The 17,432-nt window shown below is 69.3% G+C and carries 19 protein-coding genes, 1 tRNA gene and 2 pseudogenes; 9 read left to right on the top strand and 13 right to left on the bottom strand.

Annotated features, from left to right (window positions below; translation table 11 throughout):
- Positions 1-93: 93 nt before the first annotated feature.
- Positions 94-471: a nuclear transport factor 2 family protein gene (locus tag ACYVO6_RS33670; protein WP_461067882.1), complete on the bottom strand. Its 378-nt coding sequence runs from the start codon at positions 469-471 to the stop codon at positions 94-96.
- Positions 472-667: 196 nt separating this feature from the next.
- On the opposite strand from ACYVO6_RS33670, the gene ACYVO6_RS33675 reads away from it, so the two are divergent.
- Together ACYVO6_RS33675 and ACYVO6_RS33680 are read left to right on the top strand one after the other, a co-directional pair.
- On the top strand, positions 668-1,264 hold the full coding sequence (locus tag ACYVO6_RS33675; RefSeq protein WP_461067884.1) for a TetR family transcriptional regulator: 597 nt from the start codon (positions 668-670) through the stop codon (positions 1,262-1,264).
- Between the two features lie 91 nt (positions 1,265-1,355).
- A complete protein-coding gene (locus tag ACYVO6_RS33680) occupies positions 1,356-1,691 on the top strand; it encodes a transposase (protein ID WP_461067982.1) in 336 nt (111 codons plus the stop codon).
- A gap of 165 nt (positions 1,692-1,856) precedes the next feature.
- Here ACYVO6_RS33680 and ACYVO6_RS33685 read toward each other — a convergent pair whose 3' ends face one another.
- Positions 1,857-2,255 (bottom strand): hypothetical protein, encoded by a 399-nt coding sequence (locus tag ACYVO6_RS33685; protein ID WP_461067886.1) that lies wholly within the window; start codon positions 2,253-2,255, stop codon positions 1,857-1,859.
- On the opposite strand from ACYVO6_RS33685, the pseudogene ACYVO6_RS33690 reads away from it, so the two are divergent.
- Positions 2,208-2,318: pseudogene (locus ACYVO6_RS33690) on the top strand (DUF4158 domain-containing protein); the annotation flags it as partial. The gene ACYVO6_RS33685 and the pseudogene ACYVO6_RS33690 sit on opposite strands and share 48 nt — an antisense overlap.
- Before the next feature lie 107 nt (positions 2,319-2,425).
- On the opposite strand, the gene ACYVO6_RS33695 reads toward ACYVO6_RS33690, so the two are convergent.
- The 7 genes from ACYVO6_RS33695 to ACYVO6_RS33725 form a co-directional block, all read right to left on the bottom strand.
- Positions 2,426-3,169: an NADPH-dependent F420 reductase gene (locus ACYVO6_RS33695; protein WP_461067888.1), complete on the bottom strand. Its 744-nt coding sequence runs from the start codon at positions 3,167-3,169 to the stop codon at positions 2,426-2,428.
- A gap of 229 nt (positions 3,170-3,398) precedes the next feature.
- A complete protein-coding gene (locus ACYVO6_RS33700) occupies positions 3,399-4,136 on the bottom strand; it encodes an NADPH-dependent F420 reductase (RefSeq protein ID WP_461067890.1) in 738 nt (245 codons plus the stop codon).
- A 107-nt stretch (positions 4,137-4,243) separates the two neighbouring features.
- Positions 4,244-4,837, bottom strand: a complete 594-nt coding sequence (locus ACYVO6_RS33705; RefSeq protein ID WP_461067892.1) for a TetR/AcrR family transcriptional regulator — start codon at positions 4,835-4,837, stop codon at positions 4,244-4,246.
- 247 nt (positions 4,838-5,084) lie between these two features.
- The gene (locus ACYVO6_RS33710; protein ID WP_461067894.1) at positions 5,085-5,921 is read right to left on the bottom strand and encodes a helix-turn-helix transcriptional regulator; all 837 of its coding nucleotides are present in this window, start codon (positions 5,919-5,921) and stop codon (positions 5,085-5,087) included.
- A gap of 381 nt (positions 5,922-6,302) precedes the next feature.
- Positions 6,303-7,052 (bottom strand): SDR family oxidoreductase, encoded by a 750-nt coding sequence (locus ACYVO6_RS33715; RefSeq protein ID WP_461067896.1) that lies wholly within the window; start codon positions 7,050-7,052, stop codon positions 6,303-6,305.
- Between the two features lie 422 nt (positions 7,053-7,474).
- Positions 7,475-8,815, bottom strand: a complete 1,341-nt coding sequence (locus ACYVO6_RS33720; protein WP_461067898.1) for a cation:dicarboxylate symporter family transporter — start codon at positions 8,813-8,815, stop codon at positions 7,475-7,477.
- Positions 8,816-8,983: 168 nt separating this feature from the next.
- Positions 8,984-10,150, bottom strand: coding sequence for a mandelate racemase/muconate lactonizing enzyme family protein (locus ACYVO6_RS33725; RefSeq protein WP_461067900.1), 1,167 nt, complete (start codon positions 10,148-10,150; stop codon positions 8,984-8,986).
- A 109-nt stretch (positions 10,151-10,259) separates the two neighbouring features.
- Between ACYVO6_RS33725 and ACYVO6_RS33730 the strand changes: the two genes are divergently transcribed.
- Positions 10,260-10,943, top strand: a complete 684-nt coding sequence (locus ACYVO6_RS33730; RefSeq protein WP_461067902.1) for a GntR family transcriptional regulator — start codon at positions 10,260-10,262, stop codon at positions 10,941-10,943.
- Positions 10,944-10,983: 40 nt separating this feature from the next.
- Positions 10,984-11,076 (top strand): annotated as a pseudogene (locus ACYVO6_RS33735) (LysR family transcriptional regulator); the annotation flags it as partial.
- Between the two features lie 59 nt (positions 11,077-11,135).
- Here the strand turns inward: ACYVO6_RS33735 and ACYVO6_RS33740 are convergent.
- Entirely contained in the window at positions 11,136-11,447 is a 312-nt protein-coding gene (locus ACYVO6_RS33740) for a hypothetical protein (RefSeq protein ID WP_461067986.1), read from the bottom strand.
- Positions 11,448-11,715: 268 nt separating this feature from the next.
- Between ACYVO6_RS33740 and ACYVO6_RS33745 the strand changes: the two genes are divergently transcribed.
- Positions 11,716-12,210, top strand: coding sequence for a hypothetical protein (locus ACYVO6_RS33745; protein ID WP_461067904.1), 495 nt, complete (start codon positions 11,716-11,718; stop codon positions 12,208-12,210).
- Positions 12,211-12,382: 172 nt separating this feature from the next.
- Here ACYVO6_RS33745 and ACYVO6_RS33750 read toward each other — a convergent pair whose 3' ends face one another.
- Positions 12,383-12,733: a helix-turn-helix domain-containing protein gene (locus ACYVO6_RS33750; protein WP_461067906.1), complete on the bottom strand. Its 351-nt coding sequence runs from the start codon at positions 12,731-12,733 to the stop codon at positions 12,383-12,385.
- A gap of 87 nt (positions 12,734-12,820) precedes the next feature.
- On the opposite strand from ACYVO6_RS33750, the gene ACYVO6_RS33755 reads away from it, so the two are divergent.
- Genes ACYVO6_RS33755 through ACYVO6_RS33765 form a run of 3 tightly spaced genes read left to right on the top strand, consistent with a single transcriptional unit; the run spans position 12,821 to position 15,728 of the window.
- Entirely contained in the window at positions 12,821-13,288 is a 468-nt protein-coding gene (locus tag ACYVO6_RS33755) for a hypothetical protein (protein ID WP_461067908.1), read from the top strand.
- Complete coding sequence (locus ACYVO6_RS33760; RefSeq protein WP_461067910.1) at positions 13,288-13,743, top strand: hypothetical protein; 456 nt, start codon at positions 13,288-13,290, stop codon at positions 13,741-13,743. Before ACYVO6_RS33755 ends, ACYVO6_RS33760 begins: the two co-directional genes overlap by 1 nt.
- A gap of 11 nt (positions 13,744-13,754) precedes the next feature.
- Positions 13,755-15,728, top strand: a complete 1,974-nt coding sequence (locus tag ACYVO6_RS33765) for a hypothetical protein (RefSeq protein ID WP_461067912.1) — start codon at positions 13,755-13,757, stop codon at positions 15,726-15,728.
- Positions 15,729-15,780: 52 nt separating this feature from the next.
- Here the strand turns inward: ACYVO6_RS33765 and ACYVO6_RS33770 are convergent.
- Together ACYVO6_RS33770 and sepX are read right to left on the bottom strand one after the other, a co-directional pair.
- Positions 15,781-15,854 (bottom strand) — tRNA-Ala (locus tag ACYVO6_RS33770).
- An 83-nt stretch (positions 15,855-15,937) separates the two neighbouring features.
- Complete coding sequence (sepX, locus tag ACYVO6_RS33775) at positions 15,938-17,266, bottom strand: divisome protein SepX/GlpR (protein ID WP_461067914.1); 1,329 nt, start codon at positions 17,264-17,266, stop codon at positions 15,938-15,940.
- Between the last annotated feature and the right edge of the window lie 166 nt (positions 17,267-17,432).

Consider the following 17,432-nt stretch of genomic DNA (forward strand, 5'->3'; position numbering starts at 1 on the left):
GGCGGGCGAACTGTTGCTCGGTGAGTTCATGAGTGCCTCCTGACCGGAGCGTACGGGCGTCCGGGATCCGTGCTACGCGGACTCGTTCGGGCTCTACTGGCCGAGGATCCGGGGGATATCGGCGGAGTCGAAGTAGTCGCGCCAGGCGGTGATGAGGCCGTCGGTGACCTCGAAGACGCCCATGACCCGGGCCGGGGTCGCACGTTCGCCGGAGCGCCACGTGTCGGTGCGTTCATTCATGACCACGTTGCCCGACGCGACCTGGTGGTGGATCTCCCAGTGGGTGGAATCGAAGTTGGGCAGCCAGTCCGCGAAGTTGTCGCGGATGGCGGTGCGGCCGACGCTGGGTTCCAGCGGCATGTTGTGGTAGACGGCGTCTTCCGCGAAGTACTTGCTGAGCCGGTCCGGATCGGGGGCGGGGACGTTCCAGCCCTGGATGAACTCACGGACGATCGCGTCGGGGCTTTGCATTCGCTTGCTCACTTCTCTGGTGCCGACAGCGCTGGTTGAGCACAGCCGGGAATGAGTGATGGGCTTGCCACGGCAGCGGCCGGGCCCCCGAAGGGGCCGTGTCCGCGCCGTGTCCCACCACCATACAGAATTTTGGACTGAGTGCAATCATATGGACTGCATCCAGTCTTGTAGACTCCATGCAGGAGGATGAGCCATGAACCTGCGTGAACAGAAGAAGCTGGCGGCCTGGCGCGCCATCCGGTCCACCGCGCTCAAGCTGTTCGACGAGCGCGGGTTCGAGGCGGTCAGCGTCGAGGAGATCGCCACCGCCGTCGGCGTCTCTCGCAGCACGTTCTTCAACTACTTCGCCGGCAAGGAAGCCGTCGTCTTCGACCAGGACCCCGAGGAACGCGACCACTGGCGGGCGATCATGGCGGCCCGCCCCACCGACGAACCCCTGTGGGACTCACTGACCGCGATCCTGGTCGGCTTCAACGAACTCCTCGGCGACCGACTGCCGATGCAACTACGGCTGAAGGCCCACTCCCCCGCCCTGGCGAAGTCGAGCTGGGACGTCGTCGGTGGACAGTTCTCCGCCGACCTGCACGCCTGGATGACCTCCCGCACCCCCGAAGGCGACTCCCTCACCGCGACCCTGCACCTCAACCTGGCCCTCGCGGCACAAACCACCGCGTATGAGGCATGGACCCCGGACGAACCCTTCGACGACTACCTACAACGGTTGAAGTACTGCCTGCACCAGGCACGCCCCGACACCACGAGCCCCCCGACCTCGGCTTCCGACTCCTGACGGAACCGGCCCGGGGCCGGACAACCGGCCGGCAGGAACCTCGCCCGGTCGTTGCGGTGCGGACAAGCCCACCCGTGACCGCATCCTCACCATCGCGAGCGAGCCCGACACCGGCAGATTCCTACGCTTCTGGCGGCGGTCCCGGCCGTGCACGGTGGTGCTGGACAACGCCTCCGCGCACCTGGACAAGGAGTTCAAGGACCGCCGCGAGCAGCTGGCGAAGATCGGGGTGGAGTTGTTCTACCTACCGCCCCGCAGCCCCGAACTCAACGACATCGAACGCATCTGGCGCTCGGCCAAGTACGAGGACCACCCCCACCGCGCCCACACCAGCAACGACGCCATCACCACCGCCGTGGACCAGGCACTGACCCGCCGACGAACCCGCATCCAAGGATCAGCAGCAAACTTCACCAGAACCGCTTAGGAGGCCGCTGATATCGCCGTTTCCGGGGCTGGGCTTGAGGCCGTCGGCGGGATGGCCGGCGGCCGGGATTGGTTGGGGTGGCGGGTTGTGGGCGTGGTGGGGTGCCTGAAGGGCCTGCTGTGGGGCTGGCCCCCGCATGCGGGGGGTGTGTGGCGCCTCGGGCCCTCAGGCGGTGGTGAGGGGCCATCCTGCGGCGTAGTCCAGGCCGCGGTTGATGAGGTTGCGCAGGTTGAGGGCGGCGGTGCGGCGTTTGAGCCAGGCGTTGTTGCGGTCTGTGCCGCGATAGCGCAGTTTGAGGCGGCGTCCGCCTCGGCTGGCGACCTGGGAGACGACGCGTTCGATGTTGGGCCGGGGCCGGCGGTAGTCCGCGCGGAGGTCTGGGTTGTTCTTCCAGTGAGGTGTCTGTTGCCTAGCGTCACCACCTGTGGCAGTTGACTGTCTTTCAGGAGAGCAGAAGGCCGGTACGCGCGGTTCGCCGGCGAGCCGTCCGTTCAGGAGCTGGAGGAGTTTTTCTGGCTGGACGCGGTGGCCTTGGAACAGGCCCGGGCCAAGCGCCGGTCTCATAACCGGCTGGGCTGGGCGGTGCAGTGGGGCACCGCCCAGATGCTGGGCGCCTTCTTGTCGGCGCCGGCCGACGTGCCGCCGGGGGTGGCGGCGTTCGTCGCGGAGCAGCTGGAGACAGGGGCGAGACACGAGGGCCTCTCACGGGTCACCGCGTCGGCCCCCGTCCCTCCTCACATGGAAATTGCGCGGTTCAGGCGGACAAGGTACTCCGCGTCCGGTTGCACGCCGGCCCCGAAGCGTTCCTGGACCACGGCGAGCCCGAGGTCGCGCCGCTTCGGTGATCGTGCCGCGTCGGCCGTCGCCAGTGCGTCCGGCAGCTCCTGACGGGTGAGATCGGTGCAGTAGGCGGGTGTGCCGGGCTGCTGCCGCCACGATTCCGCGAGTGGCCCCGCATCAAAGGCGTCGAACCCGGTGTCCTCAACGAGTGCCATTGCCAGGTCACGCTCTCGCGGACTGTCGGCCGCGACGGGGAGCGAGATGCGGTCCGCACTTCCTGCCGGCTTGTTCCTGTGCGCGAACGACTCGGCTCCGATCGAGTTCCACGCCTTGGCGATGGGCCGGCCCAGCTGCTTGGCAGCCCACACGCTCTCGGCCTGGCCGGCCTCGATCGCCGCGATTCCGTTGTCCCGATGCGGGAAGTAGTTCGACGTGTCGATGACAACCGTGTCAGCCGGCACCTTGGCGATCAGTGGTGCGACCTGCGGAATGCGGTCGAAGGGAATGGAGAGGATCACGGCGTCGACGTCCACTACGGCTTCCGCCGCGGTCACCGCGCGTCCGCCCGAGGACAGCACGTCCGCCTCGATCGTCTCCGGGCCGCGCGAATTGGCCGCCTTTACCTCGTGCCCGGCCGCGCTCAACCGCCTGGTCAGCGTCTTGCCGATGTTCCCGGTGCCGAGAATGCCGATCTTCATGGTGAAACTCCTTGTCCGGAACGGAGCCCCGGTGTCGGTGACCGGGGTTCCGGGGCTTGGTCCCCGCGGCGCGACCGGGGCTGCGGCGGACCGCGGACGCGGTGGTGTAGGTGGGTGATGGCGGCCTTGCCGAAGTGAGCGCCGTTCTTCGTGTTCGTCGTGTGTGCTCGTGGCGTGCCGGCGCTGCCGCTCTCGTGCCGTTGGGTGCACGAGGGCCGCGTCGGGTGACTCAGCGGTGGGCGGCGCGGTTCATCTCGACGACGTCGTCGACGGTGGGATTGGCACCGAGGGCGGCGAAGCGTTCCGGGAGGCTGTCGCGGACGCGCGCGTCCTTGGCGCGGTCGGCCGCGGCCAGGGCCGCCGGCAGCTCGTCGAGGGTCAGTTCGGTGCAGTAGGCGGGGCTGTTCGGCTGCTGGCGCCAGGAGTCGGCCAGGGTGCCGGCGTCGTAGGGGTCGAAGCCGGTGTCGTCCACCAGGCTCATGGCCACCTTCCGCGCCTCCTCGGAGTCGCCGGCGACGGGTATGGCCAGGCGGCCGGGCGTTCCGGCCGGGACGCCCTTGGTCCGCTGGGTTTCGGCCAGCGCGGCGTTCCACGCCTTGACCACGGGGCGGCCGAGCAGCTCGGCGGTGTACACGCTCTCCACCTGGCCGTTGTCCACCGCCTCGATCGGCTCGCTGAGCATGCCGGGGTAGTAGTTCGAGGTGTCGATGACCACCGTCTCGTCGGGCACCGACGCGAACAGGTCCGCCAGCTGGCCCGCCACCCCGAACGGGATCGACAGGACGATGACGTCCCGGCCCTGGACGGCGTCGGCGAGGTCCGCCGCGCGGGCTCCGGACTCCCGTACCTCCGCCCGGACGGCCTCGGGGCCGCGGGCGTCGGCCACCTGGACGTCGTGACCCGCCGTGCTGAGCTTGGCGGCAAGGTTCCCGCCGATGGCACCGGCGCCTATGACAGTAATTTTCATGATTTGTTCCTTGAGAGGTTGTGCCGCCCCTGAGGGCAACGCGATGTGATGGCCGTGTGGTGGTGCCGCCTGGCGTTGCGGGGGCCGGGGGCGGGGTGTCTGGCGGTTTACGCCTGGGTGTCCCGCTGGCGGTAGCCGCTCGCGATGAGCGTGCGGAGCCGGTCGAGCGGCTCCTTTTCGGTGCCGGTGCCCTTGATCCAGGCAACGGAACAGGCCGCGAGGAACAGGTCGTGCCCCCGCACCGACGCGCGCACGCGCCCCGCGAGCTGCGCGGCCCGCACGTACTGATCGGTGGCGGAGATGAGGATGTCGCAGGGGATCGTGAGCGGGTTGTCCGGCTCCTGTGCTCGGGCCGCGGCCATGAGCGGGTCCGGCAGCCCGCTGAAGGCGCTGAAGTACTCCTCCATCGCCCGCAGCCACTGTTCCAGCGCCTCGGCGGGGTCGCCGAGCTGATCGATGTCCGCCTGGCGGGCCACCAGCTCCTCGGAGCGCGTCTGCAGCACAGCCGCCAGCAGCGCCTCCCGGGTGGGGAAGTGCCGGTACAGGGTGCCGGGCCCGACGCCCGCCTCCTTGGCCACCGCCTCAAGGGAGGTGCCGACCCCGTGCTGCAGGAAGTGACGCTGCGCGGTCTCCAGGAGGGCGGCGCGGTTGCGCTGGACGTCCGCGCGGGGCTTGCGTCCCCGCTGTTCGACGGCGCTCATGCGCCCTCCTGCCTGCCCTGATCCTGCGGCCGCATCAAAACGGATGCTACCTCCGTACGTATTCGAGAGTAAAGCGGAGGCGGCATCCGGTCAAACCGGCGGCCCGACCACGGAGCCCGGACAGCGCAGGGGGCCGACATATTTGGCCGTAGAGCGCAGAGCAAAAGCCGTGCGGGCTGCACCATTCCAGGGTGCCCTTGTCCGGCCCCTCCCGCGCCGAGCCCGGCTCGGTCCCCGGTCCAGGACGTCAGGGGGTGAGCTGCTGGTGTCCGATGACGGAGAGCAGTTCGAGCTTGCTGTGGCTCTCCGTGCCGGGGCGTGTGGTCAGCACCACCAGGGTCTGGGCGCGGTTCTCGGTGTACAGGAGCTGGGCGTCGACGTCGATGCGGCCGAGTTCGGGATGGAGGACGGTCTTGCAGTCGCCGTAGCGGGCGACCTCCTGAAGTTCCCACATGCGGACGAACTCGGGGCTGTGTTCCTGGAGTTCGGCGAGGATCCGGGCGGCTCGGGGGGTGTCGCTGCCGGCTGTGAGCGCGGCCCGCAGGCGTGCTGCCTGGGCGCGGCCGTGGCTTTCGTGGGTCTCCTCGGGATACACCAGACGCTCGGCCGGGTCCATGAACCAGCGGTAGTAGCCGCTGCGGGCCAGACCGGTGTGGCGGGTCTGGTCGCCGAGCAGCGCGACGGCCAACGGGTTCATCGCGAGGGTGTCGACCAGGTCGGTCGTTACCAGGGCCGGGGAGTCGTCCAGGCGGTCCAGGACCCGCATCAGCGTCGGGCTGACATGTTCGCAGCGGTGGAAGCGGGCCGGGGCGTTGTGGCCGATGAGGACGAAGAGGTGGTCGCGTTCGTCCAGGGTCAGCCGCAGTGCCCGGGCGAGAGCCGTGGTGATCTGGACGGAGGGCTGCGGAGCACGCTGCTGTTCCAGCCGGGCGTAGTAGTCGGTGGACATGCCGGCGAGCTGCGCGACCTCCTCGCGGCGCAGCCCCTGCGTACGCCTGCGCGGCCCCTCGACCAGCCCGACGTCGCGGGGGCGCAGCGTCTCACGCCGGTGGCGCAGGAATTCCGCCAGTTCCTTCTTGTCCATGGCCTCATCCTCGCCGCATCCCGCCCGGCTATCCAGAGACCAGCGATCCATGGCTGAGTCCTCCTCTTCCACCCGCGCGAAGCCGCTCATACGGCCGACGCCGAGGGCGCGCGCCGCCAGACGACCCGATGGTCACCTGAGCTCCATGAGCCGCTGGGAAATTCGCTGACTGTCGGCGGTGCGCCGCAGGCCGACGGCACTCAGGACGGAGCCGGTCATCTCCAGTGCGACGACCGGGGCGAAGCCGAAGACGCTTCCTGACCGTTCCGCGTCTTGGACGAGGACCTCCCTGAGGCGGGTCGAGCTCGCGTTCGTCCATGATGTAGCCCAACGGGACCCCCGCCTGCGTGCTGTTGTTCCGCGTCGGGCATTTCGGGTCGGTCAGCTGCTGGTCATCATGGCGAGGACGTCGTCGTAGGAGCCGGTGGCCACCGCGTCGCGGATGAACCTGGCGGGCTCGACGACAATCTCCTTCGCGTCGGGCTTCTCGCGCAGCAGATCGAGGGCCTCGGTGAGGAAGTCGTCCAACGGCATGGACTGCTCGCTGTCCTGCTGGCCCATCAGCGACGTGCGCACGCCCGCCGGGACCACCTCGATCACCTGGACGCCGGCGTCGGCACCGGCGAGCTGGATGCGCAGGCTCTCGGAGAACGAGTGCAGCGCGGCCTTGGTCGCGCTGTAGGTCGGCGTGATCGGGAACGGCACGAACGCCAGCGCGGAGGTGACGTTCATGACGACCGCGTCGTCCTTACCCACCAGCAGCGGCAGGAAGGCATACGTCATCCGGATCGTGCCGAGCAGATTGGTCGCGACGTGATCCTCGGCGACCTGGAGTCCGGCCGGGTCCAGGACACTCTCCAGCAGCTGAATGCCGGCGTTGTTGACCAGGACGTTCAGCCCCGGGTGGCTCGCCGCCACCGTCTCACGGGCCCGGGCGATCGAGGCGGGGTCCGCCACATCGAGGACGAGCGCGTCGATGCCCGGGTGCTCGGCCGTGATCTCGTCGAGGAGTTCCTTGCGCCGGCCGGCGACGATCACCTTGTTGCCGGCCTCGTGCAGACGCAGGGCCAGACCGAGGCCGATGCCCGAGGTTCCGCCGGTGATCAGGATCGTGTTGCTGGTCATCTTCATGGGGGTCGTGCTCCTTCGGTACGGCGGGCCGGTGAGCGCCCGCGGCCTCGACCGTAGGGGTGCCCGCGCAGGGGCGGGAGAGGAAGGTTTATCCATGGATCGGCGGTCTCTGCCTCGTGAAGCGGCCCTGTGCAGCGGATCCGGTGTCGTGGGCGGTGGAGGTGACGTCGATGCCGAGGCGGTCGGCGTCGGCTGACGACGGCGAGGGCGGTGACTGAACCGCCGAGCGCCCCCATCGTGGCTGTCAGCTGAAAGACCGCGTTGCCTGCCGCGGGACTTCGAGCCGGATGGTCATCGAGTAGGAGACGCTGGGCGTGCTTACGGGAAGGGTCCTCAGCTGTCCTGGTGCACGGCGGCCTGGAGGATGCCGCCGGTGGGTGACGTATATGCCGTCGAGGGGTGACTGCACTCGACGGGCACGGCTACTTGTCGGCGCCGACCTTGGTGGTGTCCGACTCGGCCTGCGGCGGCGTGGTGGTGCGGGAGTGCAGGACCTTGCGGGCCTGTTCGGTGTCGAAGTCGTTCTCCCACTTGCCGATCACGATGGTGGCGACGGCGTTGCCGAGGACGTTGATGAAGACGCGGCCCTCGTTGAGGATGCGGTCGATGCCGACGATCAGGGAGAGGGCGGCGAGCGGGATGTGGCCGACCGCGGTGACGGTGCTGGCGAGGACGATGAACGCGCCGCCCGCAATCCCGGCGGTGCCCTTGCTGGTGAGCATCATGACGCCGACCATGATCAACTGCTGCTGCCAGGACAGGTCGATGCCCATGGCCTGGGCCAGGAAGAGGGAGGCCATCGTGAGGTAGACCGCGGAGCCGTCCAGGTTGAAGGAGAACCCGGAGGGGATGACGATGCCGACCACGGGCCGGCCGATGCCGAGGATCTCCAGTTTGCGTACCAGCTGGGGCAGGACGGCCTCGCTGGAACAGGTGCTGAGGGCGACGAGCAGTTCGGCCTTGAGGAAGCGGATGAGGCCGAACAGGCTCAGGCGGCAGGCCCGCATGATGGCGCCGAGGACGACCAGGACGTAGACGATGCAGGTCGCGGTGAACAGGATGATGAGGTAGCCGAGCTGTTTGAGGCTCTCGGCGCCGTAGGTGGCGACCACGGTGGCCAGGGCGCCGAAGGTGCCCAAGGGCGCGAGCCGCATCACCCAGCCCACGATGCGGAAGACGACGTCCGACAGCGCCTTGATGCCGCGGGTCAGCGGTGCCCCTTCTTCGCCGGCCATGTTCAGGGCCACACCGAAGACGATCGAGACCATCAGAGCGGCCAGGATCGCATCCCCGGTGATCGCGCCCAGCAGGGAGGCGGGGATGAGGGAGGAGATGAAGCCGGTGAAGGTGGCGTGCTCGGTGGCGGTCTTGGGCACGTCGTCGGCGTTCAGTGACGAGGGGTCGACGTGCAGGCCGGAGCCGGGCTGGAAGATGTTGGCGACGACCAGCCCGATCAGCATGGACGCCAGGGACAGCACCAGGAAGTAGCCGATCGCCTTCACACCGATCCGGCCGGCCTTGCGCAGGTTGTCCATGGAGGCGATGCCGGTGGTGACCACGCAGAAGACGACCGGGATCACGATCATCTTGACCAGCGCGATGAACCAGTCGTTGAGCGGCTTCAGGTCCTCACCCAGCCCGGGCGCGAGGATGCCGACGGCGATGCCGAGGACGGCGGCCAGTACGACCTGGAACCACAGCTCACGTATGAGACGGCTCAGCCGTGACCGCTGCGGGCGGCCGGCGGCGGTGGTGCTTGTCATCGTTGGTGCTCCCTTGCACGACGATTGTGTGTAGCCCTGTCCCGTGGGGGGGTGTGGGGGGACGCGACGCGGCTCGCGCGCCCCCGATCTCGTGTGTGGCGCCCGTATCCGGCGGCGCCGGCCGATGGCGCCCGCCCGGTGGCGGGCGCGTCTGCGGTGGGGTGGCGGTCAGCTGTGCAGGGCGCGCAGCACCTTGTAGAAGGCGGCCTTGCTCTCGAAGCCGATGCCGGGGGTGTCGGTCAGGCCGACGCGGCTCTTCTCGACGACGGCGTCGTCGGCGAAGCCGCCGGTGGGCTGGAACTCGCCCGGGTAGGACTCGTTGCCGCCGAGCTTGAGTGCGGCTGCGATGTGCAGGGAGAACTGGTGCCCGCCGTGCGGGATGCAGCGCCTCGACGACCAGCCGTGCTGACGGAGCATGTCCTGGATGCGCAGGTACTCCACCAGACCGTAGGAGAGCGCGGGGTCGACCTGGATGGTGTCGCGGTCGGGGCGCAGACCGCCGTAGCGGATCAGGTTGCGGGCGTCCTGGAGGGAGAAGAGGTTCTCGCCCGTGGCGATGGAGCCGGTGTAGTGCTCGGCGACGGTGGCGTTGAGGTGGTAGTCGAGCGGGTCGCCGATCTCCTCGTACCAGAACAGCCCGTAGGGCTCGATGGCCCGCCCGTACTCCAGGGCCGTGTTGAGGTCGAAGCGGCCGTTGACGTCGACGGCCAGCCGGGAGCCGTCGCCGTCCAGGACGTCGATGACGGCCTCGATACGGCGCAGGTCCTCCGCCAGGTCGGCGCCGCCGATCTTCATCTTGACGACGTCGTAGCCCAGGTCGAGGAAGCCGCGCATCTCGTCCTGAAGGTCGGTGAGGGTCTTGCCCGGGGCGTAGTAGCCGCCGGCGGCGTAGACGAAGACGGAGTCGTCGGGCTGTCCGTCGCCGTAGCGCTCGGACAGATACCGGTACAGCGGCTTGCCCTCGATCTTGGAGGCCAGGTCGAACAGGGCCATGTCCACCACACCGACCGCGACCGAGCGCTCGCCGTGCCCGCCGGGCTTCTCGTTGTTCATCATCACGTCCCACGCCTTGGCGTGGTCCAGGCCGCCCTGCTCGTCGAGCAGGCTGCCGGGCTCGGCCTCGAGGAGGCGGGGCAGGACCCGGCGGCGCAGGATCTCTCCGGCGCTGTAGCGGCCGTTGGAGTTGAAGCCGTAGCCCACCACGGGCTTGCCGTCCCGGATGACGTCGCTCTCGATCGCCACGATCGAACAGTCCATGGAGCTGAAGTCGATCCAGGCGTTACGGATCGAGGAGCTGATCGGAACGACGCCCTCGTAGACGTTGGTGATCTTCACTGCGGAGCCTCTCTCATATCTTATAAGATGCAACGCCTGTTAGACTGGGCTGGTCCGATGCGGGATGTCAAGGGGTGGGAAACCTCCGGAAAGGAACGGTCAGGGGGCTATGGCAGGACAGAACCTGTTCTTCAGCAAGAGCGACCTCGCCTACGCAGAACTCCGCGATCGGATCCTCTCCGGCACTCTTCCTGCCGGGTCACGGCTCGCCCAGTACGACCTCGCCGAGTCCCTCAACATGAGCATCACACCCCTGCGCGAGGCCATCCGCCGCCTCAGCAGCGAGGGACTCGTCACCGTCGACACCCACCGCGACGTCCGGGTCTCCGTCATGAACTCGAACGAAGCCCGCCAGCTTTTCGAAGTCCGCCTGTCCCTGGACCCGACCGCCGCCGAACTCGCCGCCCAGCGACGCACCGACGACGACATCGCCACCATGCAGGCCGCCGTCGACAAGCTCCTCCCCGTCACCCGCCAATGGGGGGAAGAGGCACTCACGGCCCACCGCGCCTTCCACCAGGCGCTGTACCGGGCCTCGCACAACGACGTCCTCATCCGTCTCCTGGACGACCTGTGGGACAAGTCCGACCGCTACCGGCGCCTCGGCCTCGAACTCCCGCCCGGTGACGAACCCCGCACCCGGGACCTACAGGAACACCACCAACTTGTCTCCCTCATCGTGGACGGCCGCGCCGCCGAAGCCGCCCAGCTGATGCGAAACCACATCACCCACAGCCTCACCGCCACCGCCATCAGCGCCCTCGAAGACCGCGAGGGCATTCGCGTGACGTGACGCGCGGCGACCGGCGCCGTCGTGATGCATGGGGGGCCTGATGGAAATGCGTGAGCTGGAGTATTTCCTGGCAGTCGTCGACTCCGGCGGCTTCAACCGTGCCTTCGCCCTGCACGTCTCGCAGCCGCCCCTGGGCCCTGACATAGTGTTTGGCGGTCTGCCTGCAGCCACGTTGACGGACACCATGTGTGGTCACAAACGAGCGGGGCGGTGGTCCAGCGACCGGGTCATCTCACGATTGGCCGCACGAGCCGCCTCGAGCTCTTCGGTGCGTTCGTCAAGTTCGCCCTGCTTATTCGATAACTGCTGTTCCAGCGTGGTGATCCGCCGCTGGAGGTGATCAACATCGGCCGACGCTCCGAGCCCGGAATCCGCCCAGACCTTCGCCCCGATCGACTGAGACAGCCGTTTTTCCAGTTGCCGCACACGGGCGGCCAGGCGGTTGTTGCGTTCCAGGGCGTTGGCCAGGTCGGTCTGCAGCGAGGCACGGCTGACTTCTGTCATCGCCCCGTCCCTCTGGCACGTGACGAGCTCGCACAAGCTGGTCGTGGATGCTCGATCCTTTCGCTGTGATGTGGCGGTATGCCCACTCAGCCTGCACACCAACTATCAGCGGATGTACGCGAGTTGTCCTTTGCGGTCGTTGGCGGACAGCTCGTGCGATCTTGTGGCTGCGACTCCTACGGTGTGCTGAGGCCCTGACGGGGCTGTGGGGTCTTTCTGCGGTGTCGACGGGAGCCGGGGCGGAAACGTGGCGTCGTACTTTGAGCGTTTGGACCGGGAAGAGTCGGCCGTGCGTGACCGGCTGTCCGGGCTGCACGAGGAGCTTGAGCGGATCCACAAGCAGATCGGCGAGGCCGAGGAGCGGCTGCGCCGGTTGGCTATCACCCGGGAGACCCTGGAGTCCTTGCCGCCCGCCACTGCTCTAGGCGGTTTTGGGGCTTCGGAGGCGGAAGAGGCGGCAGGTCCATCAGCGCCGGCGCCTGAAGGGCCTTCAGCCCCGACAGCCTCCGAGTCTCCGCAGGGGCCGCTTGAGTGGGAGGAGGGCCGACGGCGGATGCTGTCGCTGCTGGCCACCGCGGGGCGGGCGATGAAGGCGAGGGAGATCGCCGCGGCGGTCGGGGAGGACGTCTCGACTCCGGCGCGGGTGGAGACCACCCGCGGCCGCCTGAAGAGGCTGGCAGGAGAAGGGCACGTGATCGAGGACCCTGTCGGCTGGTTTGCCATCGCCGCCAGCAGCGGAGGGGGGACGGCCGCAGAAGGCTGAACACAGACTCCTGTGCCGCCTCGCGAGGGGTGGGCGGCAGGAGAGGGTCGGCACCGCCGGTGGCCTGGTAACCGATCGGCGGTGCCGGCACGCGAGCTCCCATCAGGTGGCTCGACGCGTGTCTGAGCGTATTCGAGGCATTCAGCGCTCGACGGGTGGAGCCACGAAATCGTCATGTCCGATCGCTCTTCGTGCGAGTTCGGGCAGGGATTGAGGCTTCATGACTCATCTTCCCGTCAATGACGGCCGTTTGCGGCCACAGCGAGGTTGCGAGGGCAGCGCCGAGACGGGCCACGGTGGCGACGTCCGGCCAGGACCGGCCATTGATGAGGTCAGCGATGGCCTGCCGGTTCACCCCGGAGGTCTCGGCGAGGCCGCGCAGGCTCACGCGGCGTTCCGACATGACCCCGGCGAGGGTACGGGCGATGTGCTGGACGGCAGCGGCGCCGGGGTCGGTGAGCTGGGCGTGGGGCCAGGCTTCCGGATCGTCGGCAAGCTCGCGCGGCGGCCTTCGGCGGTTCATGCCTCCGACCATGCAGATGCACTCCTTTCCGTGAAGATCGGCTTCAACCCCTTCACTGGCTGCCTGACCAGCCGGTGGGCTTGGTCTGTGACGTTGAGTTCGGAGATCTCCGGCCGGATCCGCGACTACTGCCCGCGCCTGCCGCACCGGCGGTGGGCGCCGGTGGCCGACCAGGTGCGGGCCACGGTGACGGCGGCCGCCCCGGCCACCTGCTATGAGACACGGCGGCTTCTTTACGCCGTGGGTCGCCTGGCCGTGTGGGCCGACCAGCAGGGCCTGCCACGGGACCCGGGAGTGTGGCTGCGCACGGAGACGATCGACGCCTTCGTGCTCTCCGGCTGCACCGGCCTGGACGGATCGACGGTCCAGACCTGCCGCACCTGGCTGCGACGCACCCGCGAGGCGCTGGTGTGGATACAGCGCGGAGAGGCTCCGCCCGTGCGGATCTCGTCCCGAAGGAATCCGCAACCGCCTTACGACAAGGGCGAGTTGGCCAGACTGCGCAACTGGCCGGGCACCTGCCGGGCCAGGCCCGGCAGGACGGCCTGGCGTTGATGGCGCTCAGCGCCGGCTGCGGCCTGGCACCCCGTGAACTCGTCAAGGTCCGCGGTCATCACATCGATGCCGCCTGCGGGGTGCCCGTGCTGGACGAGGCCCTGCTCGGGCGCCTGGTGGCCTGCCGTGCCGGCTGGGCACCGGTCCTGGTGGAACTCGCCGACGCGGCAGGGGCCGGCTACGTGTTCCGGCCGGGCCGGAAGGTGGCCGCGGCAAAGAACCTGGTGTCCTCCTGGCCTGCCCGCCACCGGCCGCCCGGCGGCCTGCCCCGGCTGTCGGCGCGGCGGCTGCGGTCGACGTGGATCGTGAGCCTGCTCGCCGACGGGATCGACCCGTCCGTGGTCGCCACGGCCGCCGGGATGATCTCGCCCGCCGGTCTGGCGCCCTACCACCGGTGGGTCCCTCCGCTGCCGCGGAAGGAGGTCATCCGGCTGCTGCACGGGCGCCGCCGATGATGCCCCGCCCGGTGGCAGACGAGGAGGCCGCACGCGCCCTTCGGCCCCGCATCCGCCCGGGAAAGATCACCAAGATCGAGGACTCGAAGGTCGGACAGCTGCTGACGCTGCTGGACCGCTCCGGGGTGCCCCAGCACCTGGAAAGCCTGCTGCAGGGGCGGCCGGGACCGGCGGGGGTGCGTCCGCGCACGGTGCTGGCCGGGCTGCTGCTGGCGGCGTACTACACGGGCCGGGCCACCATCGCCGAGGCCTGGCGGATCCTGCACTTCCGCCTCGAAGCCAAAGCCCGCACCTGGCTGGACATCTCGCCCAAGCCGCCGGCGACGGCGCGGGAGAGCATCGCGGCCAGCCGCCTCTACCGGGGCTTCGACCGCATCACCACCGTGCTGGACCCGGCCCGGTGCAACCGCCGTTCCCGTCTTCCTCAGGAAATCGCCGACGCCTACGCGAAGGCATGGAACGTCCCTTCCGGCAGGCAGGCCGCCGAGCGGCTCCAGCTGCTCGCCAACCAGCTGGTTCTCTCCCCGGTCCGTCTTGCTCAGGATCGCGGTTACCTGCGCGGCTGGCGCGGGGACGTGGGCGTGGACGCCACCCCCATTCTGGTCCTGGCGCGTCCCTCCAGCGAGCGCACCCAGACCGCATCCGTGGAGATCACGGCCGGCTGGCACTACAGCGCGGGCTCGGACGAAGGCACCTTCGGCTACAGCGCCACCTTCGTCGTCGCAGCCCACCGCCGCCGACCCGGCGAGAGCGCGGGCAAGCCGACCGCCTACCCGCAGATGTGCGTCGGCCTGGTACTGGACACACCCACCGTCCGCATCGGCCGCAACGCGATCATCGCGCTCCAAGAAGTCAGCAACCTCCGCCTGCCCACGGGCACCTGCGCGGCCGACCGCGCCTACACCGGCTGCTTCCCCGAGCACTTCCAGATCCCCGTACGCCGCCTCGGCTACCGCCTGGCCCTGGACTACAAGGTCGAAGACCGAGGCCCGCAGGGCAGCTGGCAAGGCGCCCTGCTCATCGACGGCTCCCTCGCCTGCCCCCACATGCCCCACACGCTCGCCCACACCACCCGGGGCCTGGACGACAAAGCCGTACGCGAAATACGCGACAACCAGCAGCTCACCGAACACATCGCCGCCCGCGAACCGCACTACCTCAAAACCAAGCAGGGCCCCGACGCCCGAGGCGCCATCCGGCTCCAGTGCCCGGCCGCCGGACCGTCGCCGTCGGTGAACTGCGCACGCCGCGACCGGCTCCGCCCCCGCACACCCCCCACCCCGGGACCGCCGTCGGCAGTGGTCGACTTCACCGACCACCGCAAACGCGCTGCCCACCCCGCCGCCCGGCCCACCGTCCAACTCCCCCAGGACGAATGGCTCACCCAGCCACCGGCAGACGAACTGCCCCCGGTCTGCAGCAAGTCCGACATCACCGTCCCCGCCGACGCCGCCGGCGACCTCAAGACCGCCAAGTTCCGGCAGGACAGCCACTACCTGTCCGACGACTGGATCACCGCCTACAAGCCCATCCGCTCCCACAACGAAGGCATCCACGGCCGCCTCAAAGGCGACGAGATCGACATCGGCAACCCCAAACACCGGCCAGCCCCGGGCCAGGTCGCCCAGACACTCCTCGTCGCCATCCTGGTCACCGCAGGAAACCTCGACATCCTCGAGACCTGGCTTTACCAGCGCACCGGCGCCCAACTCAGCCGCCTGGACTACGACTACGCCGATCCCCAGCCACCAACACGGCCAGAAGCAGAGCCGCCCGCGCAGACCGGACGGCCACCACAGATCGCTGAGCGGGAAGAACCACATAGGACCTCAGTCAGCCCCGGCACCCCGGGGCTGACAGTGATGGGCGCAACAGAGAAATACAGCGCGGCGGCGCGGCCACCCTCAAGGATCGCCGCCATCCATCACCCCGAACAACCTCGAACAGACCCCGGAAACGACGAAGATCCCGCACGATCATCATGATCGTCGGGATCTCGTCAACCGACCCTGAGCCAACTCAAGAACGGCCGTGCGGTGGACCTGTGGGGATTTGAACCCCAGACCCCCTCGATGCGAACGAGGTGCGCTACCAGACTGCGCCACAGGCCCTTGCAACGAGGGAAACTCTAGCATCCCCGTCCGGGTGCTTGGAAATCCGTTCCTGGCTGGTCAGGGGTGGGGCTTCTGGAGTGTCACTCGTTGGCGGCGCGCGGCCGGTCGCCGTCTTCGTACTGGTCGAAGAGCGGGGTGTGGCCGCGTTCGCGGGCGCGGCGGGCCGAGGCGGCGCGGCGTGCGTCCGCGGCGCCGTCCGAGTCCGCGTCGGGCTCGGACGGCTCGCCCTCCGGCGTCGGAGCCGCCCCGGCGGCGGGCCGCTCGGCCGCGCTGGACCGCGCCGAGCTCCACGCGTCGGGTGCGCCCAGGTCGACGCCGGATGTGGCGCGCGGGGCGACAGGGGCCGTCACGTACGTCGGCAGCGGTACCGGGACGGGGTCCCAGCTGTCGCCGCCGGCCGGACCGCGTCGGCGTTCGCGCTGCTGGTCGACCCACTCCGCGTGGTCGGTCTGCTCGACGAGGGCACGACGGTCGGCGGCCAGCGCGGACAGGCCGGAGTCACTGGTCGGCTCGGGTCCGTCCTCCGGGTCGTCGGCGGTGCCCGGCTCGGCGGGCGGTCGCCGCCTCGGCTGCCGTTCCCGCAGCCGCTGCGCCGCGGCCTCGGCGCGCCTGCGGTCCATCGTGTACGTGAATCGCCGTCGCTCCTGGGAGCGCAGATACGCTATGTAGACGCTCAGCAGTATCGCCGGCACCCCGGGCGCCCACAGGAGGGTGAGCCCCCCGACAGCTGCCACGATCGCGCCGAGCGTGAAGGCGAGGAAGAGAACCGTTGTCGTACGCCGTCGGCGCGCGAGCACCTTCGAGCGCCGGGCGCGCGCGGCGGCCTCCGCCGCAGCAGCCCGGCGCGCACGCGCCGACGACGGCGAGGACATCGGTGCCGGAGACGATGACGGCTTGGTGCCCGGCTTCCCTCTGGGCTTCGCTCCCTGCCGAGGCACGGGCCCGGCACCGGCCGAACGGCCCGCCTGCGACGCCGACTTGGCGCCGGGCTTCGGCTCCGCCGCGGATGCGGACTTGGACGCCGGGCTGGACGCCCGCTTCCCCGAAGGCCCGCCCTCCGCCTCGGGCCGCCCCTCACCGCGTACGCCCCGCGCATCGTCCCGTACGTCCGCGGCCTTGCCCCGTGCCTCGCGCCGGGTCTGGGGCATGGCGAAGGCCCGGGCGTCCACCGAGGCGGTGAGGCCGTCCGGTTCGGCGTCGTGCTCCCCCTCTTCGGTGGAGCGCGCCCGCAGGTCCTTGGCGTATCGGCGCTCCATACCCGCCCGTCCGGACAGCAGCCGGATGGCGGTGCTGAAGCGTTCCGTCGGACGGGCCTCGTTCAGCTCGTCCTGCCTACGGAGCCACATGGGCACCAAGTAGGCGGCCCAGGCCCCGACAATGACTGCGTAGATGAGGCCGCTGCTGCTCACGCCTCACACGGTAGAGGGGTTTACGTGAGGCCATCTGCCAATTCCGCCGGTGTGTCGCACGATCTGGCTGATATTTCGAGCTTTTTTTGTGACCGATGCGATCAGCAGGCCGCCGGGACCGGGAAATTAATGCCCCGGGACGGTCGATCACCGATCATTTTCGAAC

The sequence above is a fragment of the Streptomyces pseudoechinosporeus genome (assembly GCF_054783935.1).

Bases quoted from the DNA above. Each gene is read 5' to 3' on its own strand.
- ACYVO6_RS33670 (WP_461067882.1), bottom strand. From the start codon at position 471: ATGCAAAGCCCCGACGCGATCGTCCGTGAGTTCATCCAGGGCTGGAAC.
- ACYVO6_RS33675 (WP_461067884.1), top strand. From the start codon at position 668: ATGAACCTGCGTGAACAGAAGAAGCTGGCGGCCTGGCGCGCCATCCGG.
- ACYVO6_RS33685 (WP_461067886.1), bottom strand. From the start codon at position 2,255: ATGAGACCGGCGCTTGGCCCGGGCCTGTTCCAAGGCCACCGCGTCCAG.
- ACYVO6_RS33695 (WP_461067888.1), bottom strand. From the start codon at position 3,169: ATGAAGATCGGCATTCTCGGCACCGGGAACATCGGCAAGACGCTGACC.
- ACYVO6_RS33700 (WP_461067890.1), bottom strand. From the start codon at position 4,136: ATGAAAATTACTGTCATAGGCGCCGGTGCCATCGGCGGGAACCTTGCC.
- ACYVO6_RS33705 (WP_461067892.1), bottom strand. From the start codon at position 4,837: ATGAGCGCCGTCGAACAGCGGGGACGCAAGCCCCGCGCGGACGTCCAG.
- ACYVO6_RS33710 (WP_461067894.1), bottom strand. From the start codon at position 5,921: ATGGACAAGAAGGAACTGGCGGAATTCCTGCGCCACCGGCGTGAGACG.
- ACYVO6_RS33715 (WP_461067896.1), bottom strand. From the start codon at position 7,052: ATGAAGATGACCAGCAACACGATCCTGATCACCGGCGGAACCTCGGGC.
- ACYVO6_RS33720 (WP_461067898.1), bottom strand. From the start codon at position 8,815: ATGACAAGCACCACCGCCGCCGGCCGCCCGCAGCGGTCACGGCTGAGC.
- ACYVO6_RS33730 (WP_461067902.1), top strand. From the start codon at position 10,260: ATGGCAGGACAGAACCTGTTCTTCAGCAAGAGCGACCTCGCCTACGCA.
- ACYVO6_RS33740 (WP_461067986.1), bottom strand. From the start codon at position 11,447: ATGACAGAAGTCAGCCGTGCCTCGCTGCAGACCGACCTGGCCAACGCC.
- ACYVO6_RS33750 (WP_461067906.1), bottom strand. From the start codon at position 12,733: ATGAACCGCCGAAGGCCGCCGCGCGAGCTTGCCGACGATCCGGAAGCC.
- ACYVO6_RS33760 (WP_461067910.1), top strand. From the start codon at position 13,288: ATGGCGCTCAGCGCCGGCTGCGGCCTGGCACCCCGTGAACTCGTCAAG.